This window comes from Algoriphagus aestuariicola (assembly GCF_017254835.1).
Lineage (GTDB): Bacteria > Bacteroidota > Bacteroidia > Cytophagales > Cyclobacteriaceae > Algoriphagus > Algoriphagus aestuariicola.
In genome coordinates, this window is the sequence record NZ_JAFKCW010000001.1 from 1,278,884 (window position 1) to 1,300,209 (window position 21,326).

The 21,326-nt window shown below is 47.7% G+C and carries 13 protein-coding genes; 10 read left to right on the plus strand and 3 right to left on the minus strand.

Annotation, left to right across the window (positions count from 1 at the left end):
• The first annotated feature begins 399 nt into the window (after positions 1 to 399).
• The 5 genes from J0A67_RS05485 to J0A67_RS05505 all read left to right on the plus strand — a co-directional run bounded on the left by J0A67_RS05485 (position 400) and on the right by J0A67_RS05505 (position 7,984).
• Positions 400 to 1,653 carry an efflux RND transporter periplasmic adaptor subunit gene (locus J0A67_RS05485; RefSeq protein WP_206568254.1) on the plus strand — a complete coding sequence of 418 codons (1,254 nt, stop codon included), beginning with the start codon at positions 400 to 402 and terminating at the stop codon, positions 1,651 to 1,653.
• A gap of 145 nt (positions 1,654 to 1,798) precedes the next feature.
• Positions 1,799 to 2,131 carry a four helix bundle protein gene (locus J0A67_RS05490; RefSeq protein WP_262897477.1) on the plus strand — a complete coding sequence of 111 codons (333 nt, stop codon included), beginning with the start codon at positions 1,799 to 1,801 and terminating at the stop codon, positions 2,129 to 2,131.
• A 74-nt stretch (positions 2,132 to 2,205) separates the two neighbouring features.
• On the plus strand, positions 2,206 to 2,904 hold the full coding sequence (locus J0A67_RS05495; RefSeq protein WP_206568256.1) for an ABC transporter ATP-binding protein: 699 nt from the start codon (positions 2,206 to 2,208) through the stop codon (positions 2,902 to 2,904).
• A 195-nt stretch (positions 2,905 to 3,099) separates the two neighbouring features.
• Positions 3,100 to 5,553: an ABC transporter permease gene (locus J0A67_RS05500; RefSeq protein ID WP_206568257.1), complete on the plus strand. Its 2,454-nt coding sequence runs from the start codon at positions 3,100 to 3,102 to the stop codon at positions 5,551 to 5,553.
• 67 nt (positions 5,554 to 5,620) lie between these two features.
• Positions 5,621 to 7,984: an ABC transporter permease gene (locus J0A67_RS05505; RefSeq protein WP_206568258.1), complete on the plus strand. Its 2,364-nt coding sequence runs from the start codon at positions 5,621 to 5,623 to the stop codon at positions 7,982 to 7,984.
• Positions 7,985 to 8,094: 110 nt separating this feature from the next.
• Here J0A67_RS05505 and J0A67_RS05510 read toward each other — a convergent pair whose 3' ends face one another.
• A complete protein-coding gene (locus J0A67_RS05510) occupies positions 8,095 to 8,907 on the minus strand; it encodes a hypothetical protein (protein ID WP_206568259.1) in 813 nt (270 codons plus the stop codon).
• Positions 8,908 to 9,716: 809 nt separating this feature from the next.
• On the opposite strand from J0A67_RS05510, the gene J0A67_RS05515 reads away from it, so the two are divergent.
• From J0A67_RS05515 to J0A67_RS05535, 5 genes are all read left to right on the plus strand, one after another.
• Positions 9,717 to 12,140 (plus strand): ABC transporter permease, encoded by a 2,424-nt coding sequence (locus J0A67_RS05515; protein WP_206568260.1) that lies wholly within the window; start codon positions 9,717 to 9,719, stop codon positions 12,138 to 12,140.
• Between the two features lie 159 nt (positions 12,141 to 12,299).
• A complete protein-coding gene (locus J0A67_RS05520) occupies positions 12,300 to 12,992 on the plus strand; it encodes a head GIN domain-containing protein (protein WP_206568261.1) in 693 nt (230 codons plus the stop codon).
• A gap of 163 nt (positions 12,993 to 13,155) precedes the next feature.
• On the plus strand, positions 13,156 to 15,579 hold the full coding sequence (locus tag J0A67_RS05525) for an ABC transporter permease (RefSeq protein WP_206568262.1): 2,424 nt from the start codon (positions 13,156 to 13,158) through the stop codon (positions 15,577 to 15,579).
• Between the two features lie 251 nt (positions 15,580 to 15,830).
• Positions 15,831 to 18,257, plus strand: coding sequence for an ABC transporter permease (locus tag J0A67_RS05530; protein WP_206568263.1), 2,427 nt, complete (start codon positions 15,831 to 15,833; stop codon positions 18,255 to 18,257).
• A gap of 103 nt (positions 18,258 to 18,360) precedes the next feature.
• Positions 18,361 to 19,062 (plus strand): head GIN domain-containing protein, encoded by a 702-nt coding sequence (locus tag J0A67_RS05535; RefSeq protein WP_206568264.1) that lies wholly within the window; start codon positions 18,361 to 18,363, stop codon positions 19,060 to 19,062.
• 223 nt (positions 19,063 to 19,285) lie between these two features.
• Here J0A67_RS05535 and J0A67_RS05540 read toward each other — a convergent pair whose 3' ends face one another.
• Together J0A67_RS05540 and J0A67_RS05545 are read right to left on the minus strand one after the other, a co-directional pair.
• Positions 19,286 to 20,272: a bestrophin family protein gene (locus J0A67_RS05540; RefSeq protein ID WP_206568265.1), complete on the minus strand. Its 987-nt coding sequence runs from the start codon at positions 20,270 to 20,272 to the stop codon at positions 19,286 to 19,288.
• A gap of 512 nt (positions 20,273 to 20,784) precedes the next feature.
• Complete coding sequence (locus J0A67_RS05545) at positions 20,785 to 21,285, minus strand: SRPBCC family protein (protein WP_206568266.1); 501 nt, start codon at positions 21,283 to 21,285, stop codon at positions 20,785 to 20,787.
• Between the last annotated feature and the right edge of the window lie 41 nt (positions 21,286 to 21,326).

The following is a 21,326-nucleotide window of genomic DNA, read 5'->3' on the forward strand; positions in this document are numbered from 1 at the left end:
AGCCGGAAGACCTAAGACTGGGGAAACAAGTGCTTCTCACAAGACAGGGACGTAAGCTGTTGAAAGCTCGCTTCCCTCTTTGCTTTGAATCTGTCTACTGCCGGTGGTCTACTGCTTTACAGATGCTTTCCAAAAGTCTGCCGATTTTCGACTTTGGCCGAATTCGTTCCAAAAGGGCCGTTTTCGGACGAATTAGGCAGATTTTGACTTCAACTTTTTCTTGAAGAAGGTAATAAAAATAAGTCGCCTTTGATTCACTTTTGTTCGGTGGCGGACGAAAATGTTCGAGACTCGAAAAACGGATTCTCGGTAAATCGTGATTTGGAGTTCCCTGAGGCAATTTTTTGCATGGCACAGCCTTTGGCACAAGGAGGAAGCCAAGTAAGGCATTACCACACAATGGATAGAAAAATAGAAAAGAAAACCTGGACTCTCCGAAGGATCGCCGCAGTAGCCGGCGGAGTCATCCTGTTGGGGGGAATTGTCTACCAGATCGGTTTTGCAGACCACCGATCCACCATGAATGTCGAACAAGACCGACTTAGCATTGCGACGGTCAAAACCGGAGAGTTTACGGACTACATCCTTGTTTCGGGACAAATCGAACCTTCCCGTACCGTCTATCTAGACGCGATCGAGGGAGGCGTAGTCGATCAGGTCGTGCGTGAATCGGGTGCCTTGCTCAAGAAAGGTGACACCATTCTGGTACTTAGCAACTCCAATCTACAACTGGATGTGATGCAGCGCGAGACCATGCTATATGAACAGATCAACAATCTGCGCCAAACCAGACTATTGCTTGATCAAAACGACTTGAGCCAACAAGGTCAGCTCGCTGAGATCGACTACCAGATCAGCCTGCTGGAGCCCCAGTATGAAAGGTTCAAAGAACTCCACGAAAAGAAACTGGTGTCTGACCGGGAATTTGAGGAGGTCAAAGAACAATACGAGTATAATGTCAAGCGCAAGAAGCTTACTTACGCCTCTTACCGCAACGACTCCATCGCCCGCTCCATCCAACTGACCCAGCTAAGACTTTCTGAAAGTAGGATGAACGCTTCACTGACAGGTGTCGGAAACATTCTTGACAATTTGGTCATCACCGCACCAATCGGAGGGCAGTTGGCCACTCCAGAGCAGCTCGAAATTGGACAAGCGATCAATCCGGGCCAGCGTTATGGACAGATTGATATGCTGGACGAGTTTAAGGTACGCGTGCCAATCGACGAACTTTACCTTCCAAGGGTGAGCACCGGACTCAGAGGCAAGTTTACCCTGAGTGGCCAGGACCATGAACTGGAAATCATCAAAAGCTATCCCACAATCACCAACGGGCGGTTTGAGGTAGACATGGCCTTCACCGGTGATAGTCCCGAAGGTATTCGTAGAGGGCAGAGCGTGCGGATTCGTCTGGAACTTGGCCAAAGTGAGCAGAGCTTGCTGCTTCCAACGGGAGGCTTCTTCAAGGACACCGGCGGTAATTGGGTCTTTGTACTCAATCCAACCACCGGAGTAGCCGAAAAACGAAATATACGCTTGGGTAGAAAAAACCCAGAATACTATGAAGTCCTAGAAGGGCTGGTGGAAGGAGAAAAGGTCATCGTCAGCGGATATGAGAACTTCGGGACGAATGAAGTTCTTCAGCTCAAATAGTTAAAAGCAACCTTGTGAGTAGGATATGCATCTAATTAAGGGACAGAAGACGGGAGACAGAAGTTTTCGAAACAGACTCTAAAATTGAAATCAAGTTCTTGAGACTGAATATATGGAGTACGAATAAGGTTTCAAGTTTGAGACTTTGATCATTTGGCAAAAAGCAATGCTTCTCGGAGAAGAGGTGAATTTAAAGGTTCAACTATTTCCAAAAGAGGAATTGTATAATCTGTCTTCACAGATTCGTCGAGCGGTGGATTCTATCGCCTTGAATATTGCGGAGGGATCAATTGGTCAAAGCAACCCTGAACAAAGAAAATTTATTGGTTACGCACTAAGGTCCTTGGCAGAAGTAGTAACCTGCTTACACAAAGCAAAAAGGAGGAGTTATATCGACGAAGAAGCTTTTCAAAAGCTGTATTCGGATTCCTTCAACCTAATGAATATGATAGTCGCATTTCAGAAAAACATAAAATAATCACTGACACCGGTCATCGGGGAAAGAGGTCTTCGGTCTTCTGCCTTCGGTCTTCCGACTTAAAATTCAACTCTATGCAAAACGTCATCAAAACAGTAAACCTTCGCAAGCTCTACGCTACCGAAGAAGTGGAAACCACCGCATTGGATGGGATTCAGATCGAAATCAAAAAAGGTGAATTCGTCGCCATCATGGGGCCATCCGGCTGCGGCAAATCCACGCTGCTGAATATCCTCGGGCTGCTGGACAATCCGGATTCGGGCGAATACCACTTTTTGGACAAGGAGGTAGCCAAATTTTCGGAACGTCAGCGTTCTTCCCTGAGAAAAGGGAACATCGGGTTTGTATTCCAGAGCTTTAACTTGATCGATGAGTTGACTGTGTTTGAAAACGTGGAGCTGCCACTTTTGTATCTGAAGATCGCGTCAGACGAGCGCAAGAAAAGGGTAGAGGAAGTGCTCACCCGAATGAACATCATGCATAGAAGAAACCACTTTCCGCAACAGCTTTCCGGTGGTCAGCAGCAGCGTGTGGCCATTGCCCGTGCAATCGTCGCCAAGCCGTCCGTGATCCTCGCCGATGAACCTACAGGTAACTTGGACTCCACAAACGGGGAAGAAGTGATGAGGTTGCTGGAGGAACTCAACAACGAAGGAACCACCATCGTGATGGTGACCCACTCTCCTCATGATGCCAACTACGCCCACCGTGTGATCAACTTGTTTGACGGAAAAGTGGTGACCGAGAATATCCGGGAGCAGTTTCACGTCTGATAGTATCGCCCGCCAGCGAACAAAACGTCTAGCAGTCGTACAGTATATAAACCGTCGAAAAGGCCTGGGAGTCGTTCTCAGGCCATTTTTATGCTAAATGGCATATTGTATGCAACCAATGGATGAAAGCTTGCATCTAAAAATTGAAAGCTAAACCAACTCTTTACAGTTATCGGATCTCATTTTAACCTGATCATGCTAAAAAACCATCTACTCATCGCGATCAGAAATCTGAAAAAGCACAAGTTCTACTCGCTTATCAACATCCTTGGGCTGTCGGTGGGAGTGGCTGTTTGCATGATTATTTGCCTATTTGTGATCCACGAGCTCAGCTACGACAAGCATTTCAAGAATGCGGATCGGATCTACCGCGTCCATAGCGACATTGTCTTTGGGGGAAATCACTGGGATATGGTCTACGCTCCAGCTCCGATGGCGGCAGCCATGCCGGAGGAGTTTCCCGAGGTGGAATCTGCTGTACACTTCAGGCAACGGGGATCATATTTGGTCAAGAGAGAAGACCAAAACATCAAAGAGGATCATGTGATCTGGGCAGGAAAGGATTTTTTCAAAGTATTTGAGGTGCCACTGATTGCCGGAAACGCCGAAGGCGTACTCGCCGAGCCCAACACCATGGCGATCAGCCGTACCATTGCCGAGAAATACTTTCCTGGTGAAAATGCCATTGGGCAATCCCTGATTTTGGACAACCAGGACAATTTCCGGATCACGGGGATTTATGAGGATATTCCAGAAAACACCCATTTCCATTTCGATTTCCTGCTTTCGATGGAAGGACTGGAGGAAGCCAAAAGAACAACCTGGCTGAGCAATAATTTTCAAACATACATCAAGCTGAGAGAGGGGGCTGACCCCGAAGCCCTAAACGCGAAGTTTCCAGCTATGATCAAAACCCACATGGAGCCTGAACTCAGCCAGATATTTGGAGAAGGGGCCACGGTGGAGGCGATGACCAGCAATGGCGGCAAACTGGAGTTTGATGTTCAACCCCTGCTGGATATTCATTTGAAAAGTGACTACATGGGCGAGTTTGAGCCCAATTTCAACATTACCTACGTCTACCTTTTTGTCGCTATCGCACTGTTCATCCTGGTGATTGCCTGCATCAACTTCATGAATCTAAGCACTGCCCGGTCATCGAATCGGGCGAAGGAAGTGGGTATAAGAAAGGTGATGGGGTCGTATCGAGCGCACCTGATCCGTCAATTTTTGATGGAGTCGATTCTGCTCAGCTTGATTTCCTTTTTGATAGCCATTCCTCTGGTAGCATTGCTGTTGCCAATATTCAATGACTTGGCGGGAAGGTCTTTGGAAATTCCATTTTCCCAATGGGACTTCTATGGAATATTGATTTTAGGTGCCTTGGGCACTGGGATTTTGGCGGGGACTTATCCATCCTTCTTCCTGTCGGCATTTAAGCCTGTCAGTATCCTAAAAGGCCAAGTGGCATTGGGGATGAAGAGTGGCTTGATCAGAAGTTCACTGGTCGTCTTTCAGTTTGCCATTTCGATCATCCTGATCATTGCCACCATTGCCGTCTTCAATCAGCTCAACTATATCCAGTCCAAAAAAATTGGATTCAACAAGGAGCAAGTCATCACAGTTGAGGATATCTATGCCCTGGGTGAGCAGGCCGAGACCTTCAAAGCGGACGTCTTGGCAAACAGCATGATGGAAAGCGGAACCATTTCCGGCTACTTACCGGTGTCGGGCACTTGGAGAAGCGACACGCCTTGGTGGGCTGAGGGAAAAGACCCCAAGCAGACCGAAAACCTGGTCAGCATCCAAAACTGGCAGGTAGACTATGACTACATCAAGACGCTAGACATGAAGATCCTGCAGGGGAGGGATTTTTCCGTCGATTTCCCTTCGGACTCCAATGCGGTGATCCTCAACGAAACCGCCGTCAAAAACTTCAATTTCGTCGGAGATCCTATCGGACAGCGTATCCTGACCATGGCCGGAGATGGCGATGAACTCAATCTTGAAGACCAAATCGGAAGAACCGTGGTCGGTGTAGTCGAAAACTTCCATTTCGAATCCTTGAAGGAAAACATCGGTGCGGTCATGATCTTCTTGAGCGATAATCCTAGAGGGATTGCCTCCTTTCGATTCCATTCTGAAAACACGGACGAAGTAGTGGCTTTCATCGAGGCCAAGTGGAATCAGCTTGCCCCCGGGCAGCCTTTTACCTATTCCTTCTTGGATGACCGATTTGGGGAAATGTATGCGGCTGAAACCCGTCTAGGCAAGGTATTCGGGATCTTTGCCGGCTTTGCGATCCTAATCGCATGTTTGGGACTATTTGCGCTTACGGCATTTACCGCCGAGCAGCGAACCAAGGAGATAGGCATCAGAAAAGTGCTGGGATCCAGCATAGGCAGTATCATCGTACTGCTATCAAAGGAATTTGCCAAGTTGGTTTTGATTGCTTTTGCTATCGCCACCCCCGTTGCCTGGTGGGCGATGAACCGCTGGCTTGCCGACTATCAGTTCCGTCAGGATTTGGGCTGGCGGGTCTTCCTGGGAGCGGGAGCTTTCGCAGTACTCGTAGCACTGGTCACCACCAGTTATCAGTCCGTCAAAGCGGCAACCGCCAATCCTGTCAATTCCCTGAAAAGCGAGTAGGATAGAAATATTCACTACTCAGTATCCAGTCGCCGTAACAAGCTCCAACTAACCAACTTTCTGCTACATGATCAAAAACTATTTCAAAATCGCTCTTAGAGGCTTTGCCAAACATCGACTCACTTTTTTCATCAACCTTTTTGGACTGACCTTGGGGCTGTGGGCTGCCATCCTGATTGGTCTCTGGGTGGATTCAGAACTTAGGACGAACCGGGAATTTGCGGATTTGGATAGAATCTATCGGGTGATGGAGCATCAGAGCTATGGAGCGGATATTTTCACCACCAGCTCTACGCCGGGAGTCTTGGCTGAAAGCATGAAGGAAACGCTTTCAGAGGTCGAGTTTGCGTCTACTTACACCTGGAGCCAAACCCAGCTTTTCATCCAAGGAGACAAGAGGATTCGACTGGAAGGAATCTACGCCATGCCAGATCTTTTGAAAATCTATCAATATGAGGCAGTCCAGGGGAATTTGGACCACATGCTAACCGAAAACAACCACGTGGTTTTGACTGAAAAGGGAGCGTTTTCCCTGTTTGGAAGGACGGATGTGGTAGGAGAGGACGTGGAAATAAGACAAGGGACGGATTCCAAAAATTTCATCGTTCAAGGGGTCTTGAAGGATTTGCCTACCAGCTCTTCTCTTCAGTTGGACTACATCTTGCCCTATGCGCTCTTTTTCGCCGAAAATGACTGGCTCAGCGATTGGGGCAACAACGGTCCAAGCACGATTCTGAAACTCCGTGCTGGAACAAATGGAGAGGAGTTTTCCCAGAGTATCGTCAACTACATCGCGGATAGAAACGAGGAATCCAATGTGAAACTCTTCGCCTATCCTCTCGGAGATCTTTATTTGTATGGTCAGTGGAAAGACGGTCAGCTGATAGAAGGAAGGATCAAAAACGTCAAGCTCTTCGCCATGATCGGAATATTCGTATTGATCATCGCCTGCATCAACTTCATGAACCTCAGTACGGCAAAATCCCAGAAAAGAGCCAAGGAAGTTGGTGTGCGCAAAGTGGCTGGTGCCGACAAGCAATCGCTGATATTTCAGTTTTTGAGTGAATCAATATTGCTCAGCCTCTTTGCAGCTATTTTGGCTGTTTTGCTGGTCGCGCTGACATTACCGATCTTCAATAGCCTCACCGGCAAAGAAATGAGTGTACCGTTTTTATCCGGGATTTTCTGGCTTCAACTTGCTACGGTACTCCTGATTACAGGCCTTGTTGCTGGAAGCTATCCGGCTTTCTATCTGTCCGCAACCAAAGTAGTTTCAGTCTTCCGCTCTTTCACCAAAGCCGGAAAGGGAGTCGTAATGGCTAGGAAGACCTTGGTGCTTTTCCAGTTTATCTTGGCTACCATCCTGATCGTTTCCACGCTGGTGGTCTATCAGCAGATCAACTTTGCGATGAATCAGGATCTGGGTTATTCCAAAGACCAGTTGATTCAGGTGACACTTGAGGGAGAGCTCTTGGATCGCTTTGACATTTTCAAAGCAGAGCTGGAGAAAAACGAAGATATCCTAGCGGTAAGCCGATCCTCTTTTGGTTTTCTTGGCAGAAACTCCAACACAGGAGGGGTATCCTGGGAAGGGAAAGCACCGGACAATTCCGCTCTCTTCGAAATCATCCGAGTGGACTATGACTTTTTGGAAGCTTCGGGCTTGCAGTTGGTGAAAGGAAGAGGGTTTGACCGAGTGAACGGCGCGGATTCCGTTTCAGGAGCTATCCTCAACGAAACCGCCTACAAACTCATGGAGCAAGACCATGCCGGCAGCGAGTTTTTCAGGCTTTGGGACACGGAGCGGTCCATTACCGGCATAGTGAAAGACTTCCACTTCGAGAGCTTCCGACAAAACGTCGCTCCGGCAATCCTACTGTTGGACCCAAAAAACACCTGGCAGGGCTATGTGAAAGTCAACACCGGAAAGATCCGGGAAACCGTCGCCTTTCTGGAGTCCACTGCGCAAAGGCTAAACCCGGAATTCCCCTTTGACTACAGCTTCATGGATGAAAACTATGCAAGACTATATCAGGAGGACGTTCGCTTGAGGGACTTGGCGCAATACTTCAGCATCCTGACCATTTTGATTTCCTGTCTTGGACTCTTGGGATTATCCGCTCATATCGCGGAGCAGAAGACCAAGGAAATCGGCATACGAAAGGTCCTTGGCGCGTCCACGCTGTCCATACTTCAGGTGATCAACCGGGAGTTTATCCTGATTGTGATTTTGTCGGTGACGATAGGTTCGGGCATCGCCTTTTGGCTGATGCAGGATTGGCTGTCTGGCTACCAATACAAGATAGATTTTGAATGGTGGTTTATCCCAGCGGCGGCTATGCTTATCCTTGGCATCGCCTTGCTCACCGTCTGCCTACAATCCTTGGGCGCAGCTCGCTCCAATCCCGTTCAAGCGATCAAGTCGGAGTAGGACCTGCGTTTTCCTCGGGATTTGCAATCCCGAGAAACTATCGTAGGATTTCCAATCCGAAAAGTTGTTAGAGGTTGCAGGATTGCAAATCCCGAAGAGTGGAGAAATTCTTACTCTGCCATTTTCATGTAATCATTGAGCAACCCGACAGTCGCAGCCGCTACCAAAAATTCGGTGAAGGAATCAATCTCATCGGAAAGCCAAATAACAAGCTGCTTTTTGTTAGGCCCCAACTGAACGGCACCAATGGACTTGGCATTTTCAAATAATTCAAACCCTTTGTGCCAGGCATCGCCGCCCATCATCAGGTCGACCATGCTTTTTTTTCCTGGTTTCTGGTAGTTGTAAACTGCCTTAATGTCGATTCTTCGATTTCCATCAGTCATCCAGCCATAAAAATCAGCATCATTTTCAGCTCCATTTTTTTGGGTGACTACGAGACGCCATACACTTTCTGTCGGGCTGGTCTCTATCAATGCCACATAGTTGTCGTCTGTATCCAATACCTCTTGCTCCGATCCAATAGTCCAGTTGCCATGTGGGCCTTCGATCACAAAGCCCCGGGCCTCAAGTCCCTGATAGTCGAAGTTTCTGGTGAAATTTACCACTGCTGAGTCACCTGCTTGCGAGGCAATCACATAAGAGCCGTTCTGAGAAGTATTAATTGTTTCCAAACGGCTAAAAAGCTTGGAGTTGTACTTGGATTTGGTCCAGCCGGTCTTTCCGGATACTACTTGGAAAGTGTGGAATTGAAATTTGGGAAAAGTCGACATTCCTTTCCACGTCACCGGATAGGCAGTTCCATGACTTAAAAGGTTGTCGGAAACTGCCATCAGACCTTGTGCGAATCCGAAACTTGAAATAAAAAACAAATATATAATGGGCAGCAGATAGCCTAGGAAGATTTTGGGTTTTGTTTTCATGGCTTTGAAATTTGGGAAAGAATGCCTTATTGAACGATAACTACCTCGCTAAAAAGGTCATTTTTCAGCCGGATTTTCGCAATTGCCAATAATTGGTTGAATTGGTTTGGCAAAAAATAAGAAGGGAGATTGTGGAAATAAGGTAGGCCTGGACGGTTCCGTACAGGTTGGTCAAGTCAAACGATTTCCAACTTTTTTCACCGTTCCTCGGGATTTGTAATCCCCTGGATCTATCGTAGGATTTTCAATCCCGACTATGCGTTTGTCGGATTACAAATCCCAAAATACGGCTTCGGAATTGCAAGTTCCGAAGAGCGATTAAAAAAGGGTGACCCAGAATGGGTCAAATGTTTATAGCTGGAGCCGGTCGGGTGTAGGTACGACCCCATCGGGGTCGAATGTTCTTTGTCTTGATTTTTCTATTAACATCCAATCCCTTCGGGATTGTCCTAGGACAGTTCTTTTTTGCAGCTGCTAGAGGTTGAGCGCCGAAGCAGTACGGGATAGTCATCGGGAACAATATTCCCTAATATCCCGACCAATTTCTAGTTGTCTTTTGGTCTCACGAATTGCAAATTCGGATTAATAGAAAGACGTAGTTACGAACTACGCCTAGGTATACGGCAAATCATAAGAGTGGAGGAGCTCGCCATCCACCCTCAGGGTTTGGCTTAGCGTGACACTTCCCAACCTCCACTCTCCAACTTTTTCAAAAATCCCCTGCAACCTTTTTTCCTTGACTAGCATCTCATTTTCAGAAAGCTAAGCCAAATATTTTTCCTGAATCCTAAACCAACAACCCAGTAGCCATGTGGAAAAACTATCTGAAAATCGCCTGGCGCAATATTAAGCGCAACAAGGTCTATTCCTTCATCAACATCATCGGTCTTAGCCTTGGAATGGCGGCAAGCGTGATGATTTTTTTGTTTGTCTTGGATGAACTGAGCTACGATCGCTTTATCCCCAATTCGGATCGAATCTACCGCGTCAATGTATCTGGAAAACTCAACGGAAACGAGTTTACCTCGACCAACTCCGCCACTCCGGTTGGCCCCGCGATGAAGGCGGAAATTGCCCAAGTGGAAGATTTTGTGAGAATGGGCGTGATGCGCACCTATCCGCTGATAGAAGGGGAAAAGGCCTTTACCGAACCCATCGTCATGATTGCCGATTCGAATTTTTTGGACTTTTTCAGCTTTCAGTTACTCTTGGGAAAACCTGAAACTGCCCTGAGTGGCCCCGACAAGATCATTCTCACCGAGACCCTTGCCCAAAAGTATTTTGGAGACGATGACCCGATCGGAAAGACCATCTTCGGAGGTTCGGACAAGAAGCCGCTTGAGGTCACCGGGGTGATGGCAGATTTGCCCTCCAATACCCATTTGGATTTTGATGCGGTGATTTCTGGAGAGAATTGGTGGTATTTTGAGCAGGAAAACTGGACGAGCAATAATATCCTGACCTACTATCGCATCTCCGAAGGTGCTGATCCGGCAACGGTCCAAAATGCCCTGAACGGATTGGTTTTGAAGTATGTGGGTGCGGAAATTCTACAGTTTTTGGGGATTTCGATGGATACATTTTTGGAACAGGGCAATGCCTATGGGCTGATTTCTATCCCCATGCGGGATATTTATCTGGAGTCCCACAATTCGGATGAAATCAAGGCTCCAGGAAACGGGCAATACCTTTATCTCTTTTCCGGAATTGCCATTTTCATCCTATTAATCGCCTGCATCAACTTCATGAACCTGTCAACGGCTAGGTCTGCCAATCGCGCGAAAGAAGTAGGCGTGCGGAAATCCATTGGTGCGCAACGCCAGCGTCTGATGGGGCAGTTCCTTTCAGAATCCATGGTGTACGCCGGATTGGCCGGTATTCTCTCCTTTGTGCTTATTCTGATCTTTTTGGAGCCTTTCAACGTGCTTTCTGGAAAGACCTTGGAATTTGGGCTGCTGTTTCAGCCTCAGTTTTTGCTGGCATTTTTAGCCTTTCTAATAATAGTAGGCTTGCTTGCTGGTTCCTATCCTGCATTTTATCTGACTTCATTTTCTCCGGTGGCCGTGCTGAAAGGGGAAATACGCTCCGGAGTCAAGCGATCCACTTTGCGCAGCAGCTTGGTGATCTTCCAGTTTTTCATCTCCATTGCTTTGATGATCAGCAGCCTCGTGGTATACAAGCAGCTGAAGTTCATGCAGGAGAAAAACCTGGGCATCGACAAGGAAAATGTTCTGGCGCTGCTCCATGTTCGTTCTTTGGGCAACAACTCCCAAGCTTTCAAGCAGGAAGTTCTGGCCCAGTCGGGATTTACGGCGGCTGCTTTTAGCAATGTCCTGCCGCCGCGGATGGACTGGACTTCGGTGATGCGTACCAAGGACAAGCAACAGGACGTGCTTTGCTACCAAAACTATGTGGACGAGGACTATTTGGATGCCCTCGGATTCAAGCTTGCGGCTGGTCGCTTCTTTTCCAAGGAAATCCCCTCAGACACTGGAGCCTTATTGATCAATCAAACGGCTATGGCGCTGATGGGCTGGACCGAGCTCGACGGCACCCAAGAAGTCGGAGGCTTTTGGAACGAGGACGGAAGCGTCACCTATCGCAGGGTGATCGGGGTGATCGAGGATTTCAACTTCGAAAGCCTAAAGCAAAGTGTGAGGCCGCTCGTTGTCATGAATGGATCTGGAAACAACTTTTACGAAATGGCTATTCGGGTCAGCCCTGGGCAAGTCACGGAAAAAATCGGTCAGTTGGAAGCGATTTGGAAAAAGCACTCCGGTGGGGCTCCTTTTGAATTTTCTTTTTTGGATGAAGACTTTAACCTCCTTTTCCAAAAAGAGCAAAAAATGAGTCAAATCATTTTGATTTTCACAGTCTTGGCAATCGGAATTGCTTGCCTCGGACTGTTTGGCTTGGCGGCCTATACCACCGAGCAGCGATCCAAGGAAATCAGCATCCGCAAGGCCTTGGGAGCATCCATGGCCAATTTGGTTACCATCCTTTCCAAGGATTTTACCTTGCTGGTAGTGATCGCATTTGTGATTGCAGGCCCGCTGAGCTATTTCCTGTTGGAAAAATACTGGCTGCAAAACTTTGCCTATCGCACGGAGATCGACCTGATTTTAGTCTTTTTGGCTGGCCTATTCGCCATCGTGATCGCATGGCTAACAGTGAGCTATCAAAGCTTTAAGACGGCCGCATCCAATCCGGTAGATTATCTAAAAAACGAATAAAACAATATCACGCAGAATCGTCCGCCTTCGGTCAAAATGGACTTTTCTCGGACATTTATTACCAAGAAAAACCGCTTTTGAGGGTGTGAAGGTCTGTTTTAGCCTTGGCACAATCTCTGGCACTTAAATAAATCTGGAAACTATTACACACCAATTATCATGAAAACCATTAAAATTTTTGCCGCAGTTTTTGTCCTGTTTCTGAATGTATCTGTAGCAATGGCGCAGAGATCGGAAACTCGTACCCCAGGATCTTTCAACCAAATCGAAAACAGCGGAAGCTGGGATGTGGAGATCACCAAGGGTTCAAAAGATGAAATCAGGCTGGAGTCCAACGGCTTCGACCTCAGCAAAGTGATCACCGAGCTGGATGGAAAACGTCTGGAAATCAAGCTGGAAAAGGGGAATTACAGGAACGTCGATATCAAAGTATTCATTACCGTTCGCGAGCTGGAGTCTGTTGGCAACGGCGGCTCCGGGGATATGCGCATCAACTCCGATTTTGGTGCAGACTCCTTCAATATTGGCCTTTCCGGATCAGGAACCATCACTGCCAAAAACATCAACGCCGGCAAAATCAACATCGGTATGAGCGGCTCTGGTAAGATAGTCATCGAAGGTGGTAGAGCCGAGGATGCAAATATCGGGCAGTCTGGATCTGGCGACTTGGAAGCGATGAACTTCGTGGCGGAAAAAGTGAAAATCGGCAAATCCGGATCAGGAGACACCTCCATCACTGTGGTGGATTCCTTCACGGTCGGCTCCTCTGGATCGGGAAATGTGTACTACAAAGGAAATCCCGAAAAGCAGAGTATTGGAATCTCAGGCTCGTCGAAAGTGATCAAGCAGTAGCAAATGAATGGCGGTTGACTGCTAAAGTCGACCGCCATTTCTGGTTGTGGTGTCCTCTTGGTGGTGTTTCACCAAGCGAGTTTTCACCACTAACGATTTGAGTACTACATGGCAGTTTGGCGGGCCTGTAGCAGGTATTGATTTCTTATTTGACCTTACAGATATGTTTAAAAATTACCTCAAAATCGCCTATCGGAATCTGGTGAAAAACCGGATCTATACCGCCATTAATATATTTGGACTCACGCTCGGGCTGACGTGCTGCATACTTATTTTTTTGCAGGTCAAGGACGAACTGGGCTACGATAGATTTTGGAAAGATCATCAGCAGATCTATAGGGTGGCGCTGGAGCGCGTCTATCCAGATCATATCAACCTCTACGCGATCATTCCGGATGGCTTTGCGCAGGTTTTTAAAAATGAAATCCCTGAAGTGGAGGATGCGACGAGACTTTTTGGTGGGGGGAATTTTGCCAATACGGTTTTGGTCGGAGAGGATGTCTATGAGGAAAAACAAGTAGTATTCGCGGATTCCAATTTTTTCGAGCTCTTTCCGCTCCATCTTGTCGAGGGAGATGTCAATACTGCCTTGTATAAGACAAATGCCTTGGTTCTGAGTGAGAAAACGGCAAGAAAATACTTTGGGAATAACGAGGCTGTTGGAAAACAGATCAAGTTAAACGGTCAAGATGTGGAGGTGACTGGGGTGATGGATGACTTGCCGACCCATAGCCACATGAACTTCGAGATTCTCGCGACCACCGCGGGGCAGCCTTTCAACCGAAATCCCACCTATGCCTCTTTTTCGGCAATGACTTACTTGAAGCTTGGGTTGCAGGCCAAGCCTGAGGCGGTGGAAGCTGCTATTCCATCTTTGGTAAAGAAGTATGCCGCTGGGGAGATCGAGCGAAATACCGGAGTAAACTTTGACGACTATACCCAAGCTGGAAATGGTTACAAGTATTTCCTCCAGCCCTTGGCAGGCATTCACCTGAATTCCCAACTTCAGGCTGAAATGAAGACGAACGGCGACATCCGCTACGTCTATATTTTCATTTCCATCGCCTTCTTTATCCTGTTGATCGCTTCGGTGAATTTTATCAACCTAGCCACGGCGCGCTCGGCCGAACGGGCCAGAGAGGTGGGGGTGAGAAAGGCCATGGGCTCTGATCGTGGCCAGCTGATCGCCCAGTTCCTACTGGAGGCAATTGTGTTGGTGGTGATCAGCCTCGCACTTTCCTCAGTTTTAGTCGGATTGTCCTTGCCATATTTCAACGAAATGGCGCAAAAGAACCTAACGCTTTCTTTGGACAAGGCAATCGAACTTTTGCCATGGCTTTTGGGCATGGGAGTCTTCGTAGCTTTGGTCGCAGGCTACTATCCTGCCTTCCAGATTTCCAGCATGCGTTCGGTCGAAATCATGAAAGGCAAGCTCAATTCATCCAGAAAAGGGCAGATGCTAAGAAATGGTCTGGTAGTCTTCCAGTTTACCATTTCCATCATGTTGATCGCTGGGACCTTGATCATCGACCGCCAGATTGACTTCATCCATTCGAAAAATCTGGGTTTCCAGCGTGAGAATGTTTTGGTGGTGGAGCGTTTTGGACAGCTGGAGAACCCCAATACTTTCCGGGAAGAGGTGCTGAAGTTGCCAGGAGTACTAAATGCAGGTGCGGGTAGCCAGATGCCGGGGAATTCCTTTTTCGGAGTGCAGTTCACCGCCGAGGGCAACTCAGAAGTCATGACAGGCAAGGGGTTTTCCGCCGATGACTTTTTTCTGGAGGCTTTGAAAATCAAGATCACGGAGGGCCGGAGCTTCGGAGAGGAGTTTAACGACAGTACCTCTGTCATCCTCAATCAAGCCGCGGTACATGCTTTCGGTTTGGAGGACCCCGTAGGAAGCAAAATCTACAGCTCAGCCGATATTAATGGGGAGCGGGTCAACATTGCCTATACCGTCATAGGCTTGGCGGAGGATTTCCATTTTGAGAGCCTGCATCTACCGATCACTCCGTTGGCAATATTCAGCACGGAGTCCCCGGTTGGATTTCAGGCGTTTTTGGCTCTGAATATTTCAGGCGAAGACGCGCAAGCGACCGTCGCCGCAGTTGAGATCCTTTGGGATAAATTTGGTCAAAATCAGCCCTTTACCTTTTCGTTTTTGGAAAATGACTTGAATAGGCTCTACAAAAGCGAGCAGGTGTCGGGCAAGATCCTGACCTCCTTTTCCATCTTAGCTATCGTGATTGCCTGCATAGGTTTGTTTGGCTTGGCTGCCTATACGGCCTACCAAAAGACCAAGGAAATAGGCGTCAGGAAGGTCTTGGGCGCATCTACCTCCAACCTGGTCTGGATGCTGACGACCAACTTCAGTCTGCTGGTGATGTTGGCATTCCTGATCGGCGCGCCGATTTCCTATTGGGCGATGGGGCGCTGGCTTCAGTCCTTTGCCTACCAGACCGAGCTAAACCCCTTCTTGTTCCTGTTGGCCGGAGTGATTACCATGGTGATTGCCTTGCTGACGGTAAGCTACCAGGCGTTTTCGGCGGCTAGGGCAAACCCGGTGAAAAGTTTGAAAAGTGAATAAAGTATCAAGAAAAAAGACCTAAGTAAAAAGATGCCAGAAGCTAGAATAAAGAGCCAAGAATTTACACTTTACGATATCAGATTTACGAGGCTCAGTATGACATTGACTTCAAAACTGAATTTGATGGCTGGGGCGCCGGACCTTGCGACGTTGGCACTTAGCAATATTACAACTTAACGACACATCATTTCCAAACCTTCCCTTTGACAAGCTAAGGGGAAACAACTTCCCACTTCCAAACTTCCGACCCCATGTTCAAAAACTACTTCAAGATTGTCTTCCGGAATGCTAAAAAGCATCCGATGTATGTGCTGATCAACCTGGTTGGGCTCGCGATCGGGATGGCGGTGAGTATTGTGATTTTGCTTTATGTACAGTTTGAACTGAGCTATGACAAATACCATCCGGATGCGGATCGGATCTACCGGGTTTCCCGAGCATGGTACAATGCCGACGGGGAGGAAAGCCTGCACTTGGGGCATTTGGCGCCGCCTTTCGGGCCGCTGATGCAGTCTGATTTTCCCGAGGAAGTGGAGGTGATGGCCAGACTCTTCAACGTGAATGCCCTGATCAAAAACGGCAACAATGCCATGGAGGAAGAGCGCTTTTTCTTCGCGGATCCGGAAGCTTTTGATGTATTTTCATGGAAGATCATCGAGGGCGAAGCGCAGCAGGCACTCACCCAAGCGGATGGAGTCATCGTCACCGAGAGTACGGCCAAGCGCTATTTTGGCAACGAATCGGCCGTCGGCAAAGAGCTGCGAGCCAACCTTGCCGGGCAGGAGTTTACCTTCCAAGTGCGGGGCGTGATGGAAGACATGCCGGAAAACTCCCATTTCCATGTGGATTTTCTCGGCTCCATGATTCCCGTGGTCCAGTTTTACGGCGGACAGGAAGCCTTTATGTCCAACTTTGGCTCCAACAATTTCTCCACCTTCGTCAAGCTTGCCGAAGGCGTGGACTACAAGGCTTTCGAAGCCAAACTTCCCGCAATGATAGACCGCCGCATGGGCGAAAACCAAGCGGGTATTCCGATGTCCAAAGGAACCGCATTGACGCTTTGGCCGATTACCGACGTGCATCTTTATTCCAATCTGGCTTCGGAGATCGAGCCAAACGGCAACTTTGACTACGTGATCGTCTATTTGGCAGTAGCCCTGTTTATCCTTTTGATCGCCTGCATCAACTTCATGAACCTATCCACCGCTCGGTCTTCCCTGCGTTCCATGGAAGTGGGACTGCGCAAGGTGATGGGGGCAGACAAGTCGGTACTGGTTCGGCAGTTCATGGGCGAATCCTTCGTAATGACCTTTTTTGCCATGCTGCTGGCGATCGTGCTGGTTTATCTGTTTTTGCCGATCTTTTCTGATTTCACAGACAAGCCACTCAGCCTGAATTTCTTCCTTCATCCCGAGTATTTGTTGGCCATTTTTGGGCTGGCTGCATTCGTAGGCTTGATTTCGGGAAGTTATCCTGCTTTGTTTCTTTCCGGTTTCATGCCTGCGAAAGTGCTGAAGGGAGCATTTAAAGCTGGAAAAGGCCACGAGAATTTTCGGGCTTTTTTGGTCGTCGGCCAATTTGCGATCTCTGTGATGCTGATCGTTGCAGTCTTGGTAGTCGTCCGGCAGCTGGACTTTATGCAAAACAAGGATTTGGGCTTCCAAAAAGAAGATATTGTTGTCCTGCCAAACAGCGGACAGATCACGGAAAATTACCTGATTATCAAGGATCGTCTGGAAAACCATCCCGGAATCAAAGAGGTCAGCATATCAAGCCGGGTTCCTTCAGGCAGATTGCTGGACTCCCAAGGATCGACCGCTGAGGTTAATGGGGAATTGACCCAACTTAATGTGCGAATTGCCGACATTCACGTCGCGCACAACTTCCTGCACACCTACGGTATTCCTCTGAGTGCAGGAAGGGATTTTGACTTCCAGCGGGCAAGTGACTCCACGGAGGCCTTTATCCTCAACGAAGCCGCGATCCGTGCGGTGGGCTGGTCCAGTCCAGAGGAGGCTGTAGGCAAACAGTTTTTGTACGGGGGCAGGCGTGGATTTGTGACTGGTGTGATGAAGGACTTTCATTTCGAAAGTTTGCATCAGCCCATCGTTCCCATCGTCTTTATGATCTCCCAAGACAGAAATAACCAGGTTAGTATCAAGATCGATGCGGCACAGCGGGAGGAAGTGTTGGACTACCTGGAAGGAGAATGGAGCCAACTCAGACCCGATTATCCCTTTGAGCCGATCTTCGTAGACGAGGGCTTCAACCGACAGTATGAGGCAGAGGCTAAGGTCAAGACCATCTTTACCTTTTTCTCCGCACTAGCCATTCTGATTTCTATCCTCGGGTTGCTCGGATTGGTGACTTTCGCCACGGAGCAGCGTACCCGTGAAATCGGCATTCGAAAGGTGATGGGGGCGGAGACCGGCAATATTTTGCTGTTGCTTGGAAAAGATTTCCTGAAGCTTGTAGCCGTTGGTTTTGTCATCGCAGTTCCGATTTCCTGGTTTGGGATGAATAGCTGGCTGGAGGATTTCGCCTACAAAACCGGGATCACCTGGACGATATTCCTGTGGGCAGGACTGATCGCCGGGGTGATTGCTGCGGTCACTGTCACCTCCCAGACACTCAAGGCTGCTTGGGCTAATCCAGTGAAGAGCATCAAGAGTGAGTAGGAAGTTGGGAGGAGTCAGCCTGAGCGTAGTCGAAGGCTAGAAATTGCCACCTTCCAACCCAATTTTAGAATTCTAGAATATTCCAATATTTCAATAAAACACCATGAAAAACACGACAAAAATCTGGGCTTTCGGATTAGCCCTTTTCACCATGGTTTCTTGCTCCATCACGCAGGCACAGGAATCAGAAACGAGAACTCCCGGACCATTTACTAAGGTTCACTCAGGCGGAAGCTGGGACGTCATCTTGGTAGAGGGCAACAAGGAGGAAATCAGGATCGAAGCCAAAGGAGTGGAGCTGAGTAAAGTAAAGACGGAAATTGATGGCGACGTCTTGAAGCTTGGTCTGGAAAACGGAAATTACCGAAACGTGTCCCTGAAATTCTACGTGACCTATCGTAGCCTTGAAGGAATCAAATGTTCAGGTTCAGGCAAGATGACGGTGAAATCCGATGTCATTGCCGACGAGTTTTACATCGGCCTTTCGGGTTCGGGAGACATCATTATGCAGGATCTAAAAGCCGACGAATTGGAAGCTTCGATCTCTGGCTCTGCGAAGGTCACGATCGAATCGGGTGCTATTGGAGAAGCGGAAATCAACCAATCCGGCTCCGGAGACTTTGTGGCCGAAAACCTCGCTATCGAAGAGTTGGAAGTTTCTAAATCGGGTTCGGGAGGCACGTACGTAGGAGATTTGGGCGAAGTATCGCTTCATGCATCCGGATCAGGAGATGTCGTGTACTCCGGTTCTCCCCGAATGGGCGACATCAAAGTTTCGGGATCTGCCAGCATCAGGAAGAGATGATTTTATTGTCAACAGACGACGGACTACGGTCGACAGCATGGCATTAAGTGCTTGCTTCCAATGAATTAGCTTAGCCGACGAGCGTGTCTAAAATTTCAACTCTCCAAGGAAATAGAAAGCCTTGGAGAGTTTTTTTTGTTTCTAGGCCTTCGGTATCATCGAAGAAAATAGAGATTTGAAGGTCCTGTCGACTGATAACCGTAGACTGTTGACTAAATTTCTTCTACATCAAAAAGCCATTTTCCACTGGATAAGGCTTAGGAATATCCTTTTCCTCCAGCATTTCCAGCAGATCGATTTCTATAACTCTCGAAATGGAAGAAATAGGCACATCGTTGTAGGCAGCTTCGAAGGGGTTTTCGGAGTAGTCGCCTATGCGATCCACCAAAAAGAAAATCCAAATAATAATCGTGGAGAAAGGTACAGTTAGCCAATAGTGAAGGCTCTCGGATTGGGAAAATATATCCAACAAGCCAAAAGGAATCAGCGCGCAGAATATATAATTAATGAAAAGGCCGGTGGAGGCGTATTGACGGGGAAAGGGGAAGTTTTTAATCCGTTCGGACGCCCCTTGATTGTCTATCAATCTTGCCAGCAGTTGCTGTAGCCAAACATGCTTGTACTCGGTGATCCCGCCGCTTTCTTCAAGTTTTTGCAACGCCAAGCTTTGGTCTTTCAGGATTTGAATGGGAATGTTGTTATAAGACTTCAGCTTTTTGATCTCCTCCGAATTCAGATACTTTTCCAACTCCGCGTCCATGCCTTTTAGGCCTTCTTCTTTAAAATAAGGAGTAAAAACCAGTTTTTCGATCTGGGAGTTGTGTTCCCAGGATTTTCCCTTTCTCATGGTGTGCTTTAAGGCCATCACCCAGGCAATATGCCGGAAGACAAAATTCTTTTTCCATTCAAAGGGGACTTGGGCTGAAGGGAGGCTCAAAATTCCTACAGTCAGAGATCGGCTATCATTGACGATGGCGCCCCAGATCTTGCGAGCTTCCCAGCCGCGGTCGTAGGAGCTGTTGTTTTTGAAACCGAGGTAAAATGCCACCGCAATACCGATGACGGATATGGGTTGCCAAGGAAGGGAAAAGGGGATGTCCGTAATCTCATAAAGCACGATGATCGCCGCAGAGTAGAAAAGTGAATTTACGAGAGGTTTTCTGGACCAACGAACTGTGCTCCAGATGTGATAGTGCCGGTTTACGTACATGGTTGTTTGGTTTCCATTAAACTAAATAAATGCGCTGAAAAATAAAGGGTTTGTGGAAAAGAGATTTTGATTTTGGGGAAGTGGGATGCTTCGGCAAGCTCAGCAGGGAGGTAGGGAAGTTAGGGAGTTGGAAGACAGAGGAAGGAAGTAAGATGAGTGGAAGTTAGGAAGTTCGGAAGCTGGAAGACCGAAGCAAACTTACACTGTGAGGTATTACATCGAAGTTTTGCCAGCCTAGTTCCCGACATATTTCGGATGGGTGCGGGAGGGTCGACGCAGCAGCGAGCCTGCGTTCGGCCTCGTGCGGCCGAAGCTTTGCTGCGTCTTGATTTTTTCGTTCTTTTTTATCAAGAAAAAAGAACATAGAAAACAGGTGGCCGAAGCAAGCGTTGAAGCGGTGTTTTTTACACTGTATAAGTTTGACGTATATCCAGTTAGATTTCAAGGATTTCAAATCCTGCTATACCGCTTCGGAATTGCAAATTCCGAATAGCGAGAACAGAGCAAGAAATTCAATCCATATTCAACTCATTGTTTTTATTCCTAAGATCCAAACCTCCCAAAAGAATGGACTTTAAATTCAGCAGATAAAAAGTCCAACCGGTCTTGCAGCCTACATGGAAGTTTAGCTTTGCGTCTTCATCGATAGGAATTTGTTCCTGAGTGAGTTGTAGAATTGTTTCAGATCCTTTTTGGCTGGTTTTCACACTGACTATCCCGGCTTTTCCAAAAGTAAATCGAATGATCTCACCATTTTCAGGTTTCAGGATTTCCCCGTTTTCAACGATTTCATCAGACCATCCATGCCAGATCCATTTGTAATGATCGCCTATTTGAATAGACTCATTTCGATCACGAACCGTTCCCTCCGGAGAGCTGAATTCTGCCAATCTGAGAAACCAGCTTTCCAATCCATCCTGAGAGGTCCATGCATTGGAAATTGCATCACCAGGCATATTTATTGGCATGCTAACAATGAAGCTACTCCAGCTGTTTTTTTCTTCGATTTCCATAATAATTGAGGCTTTCAAGCAAGTCACTATTACTCATTTTC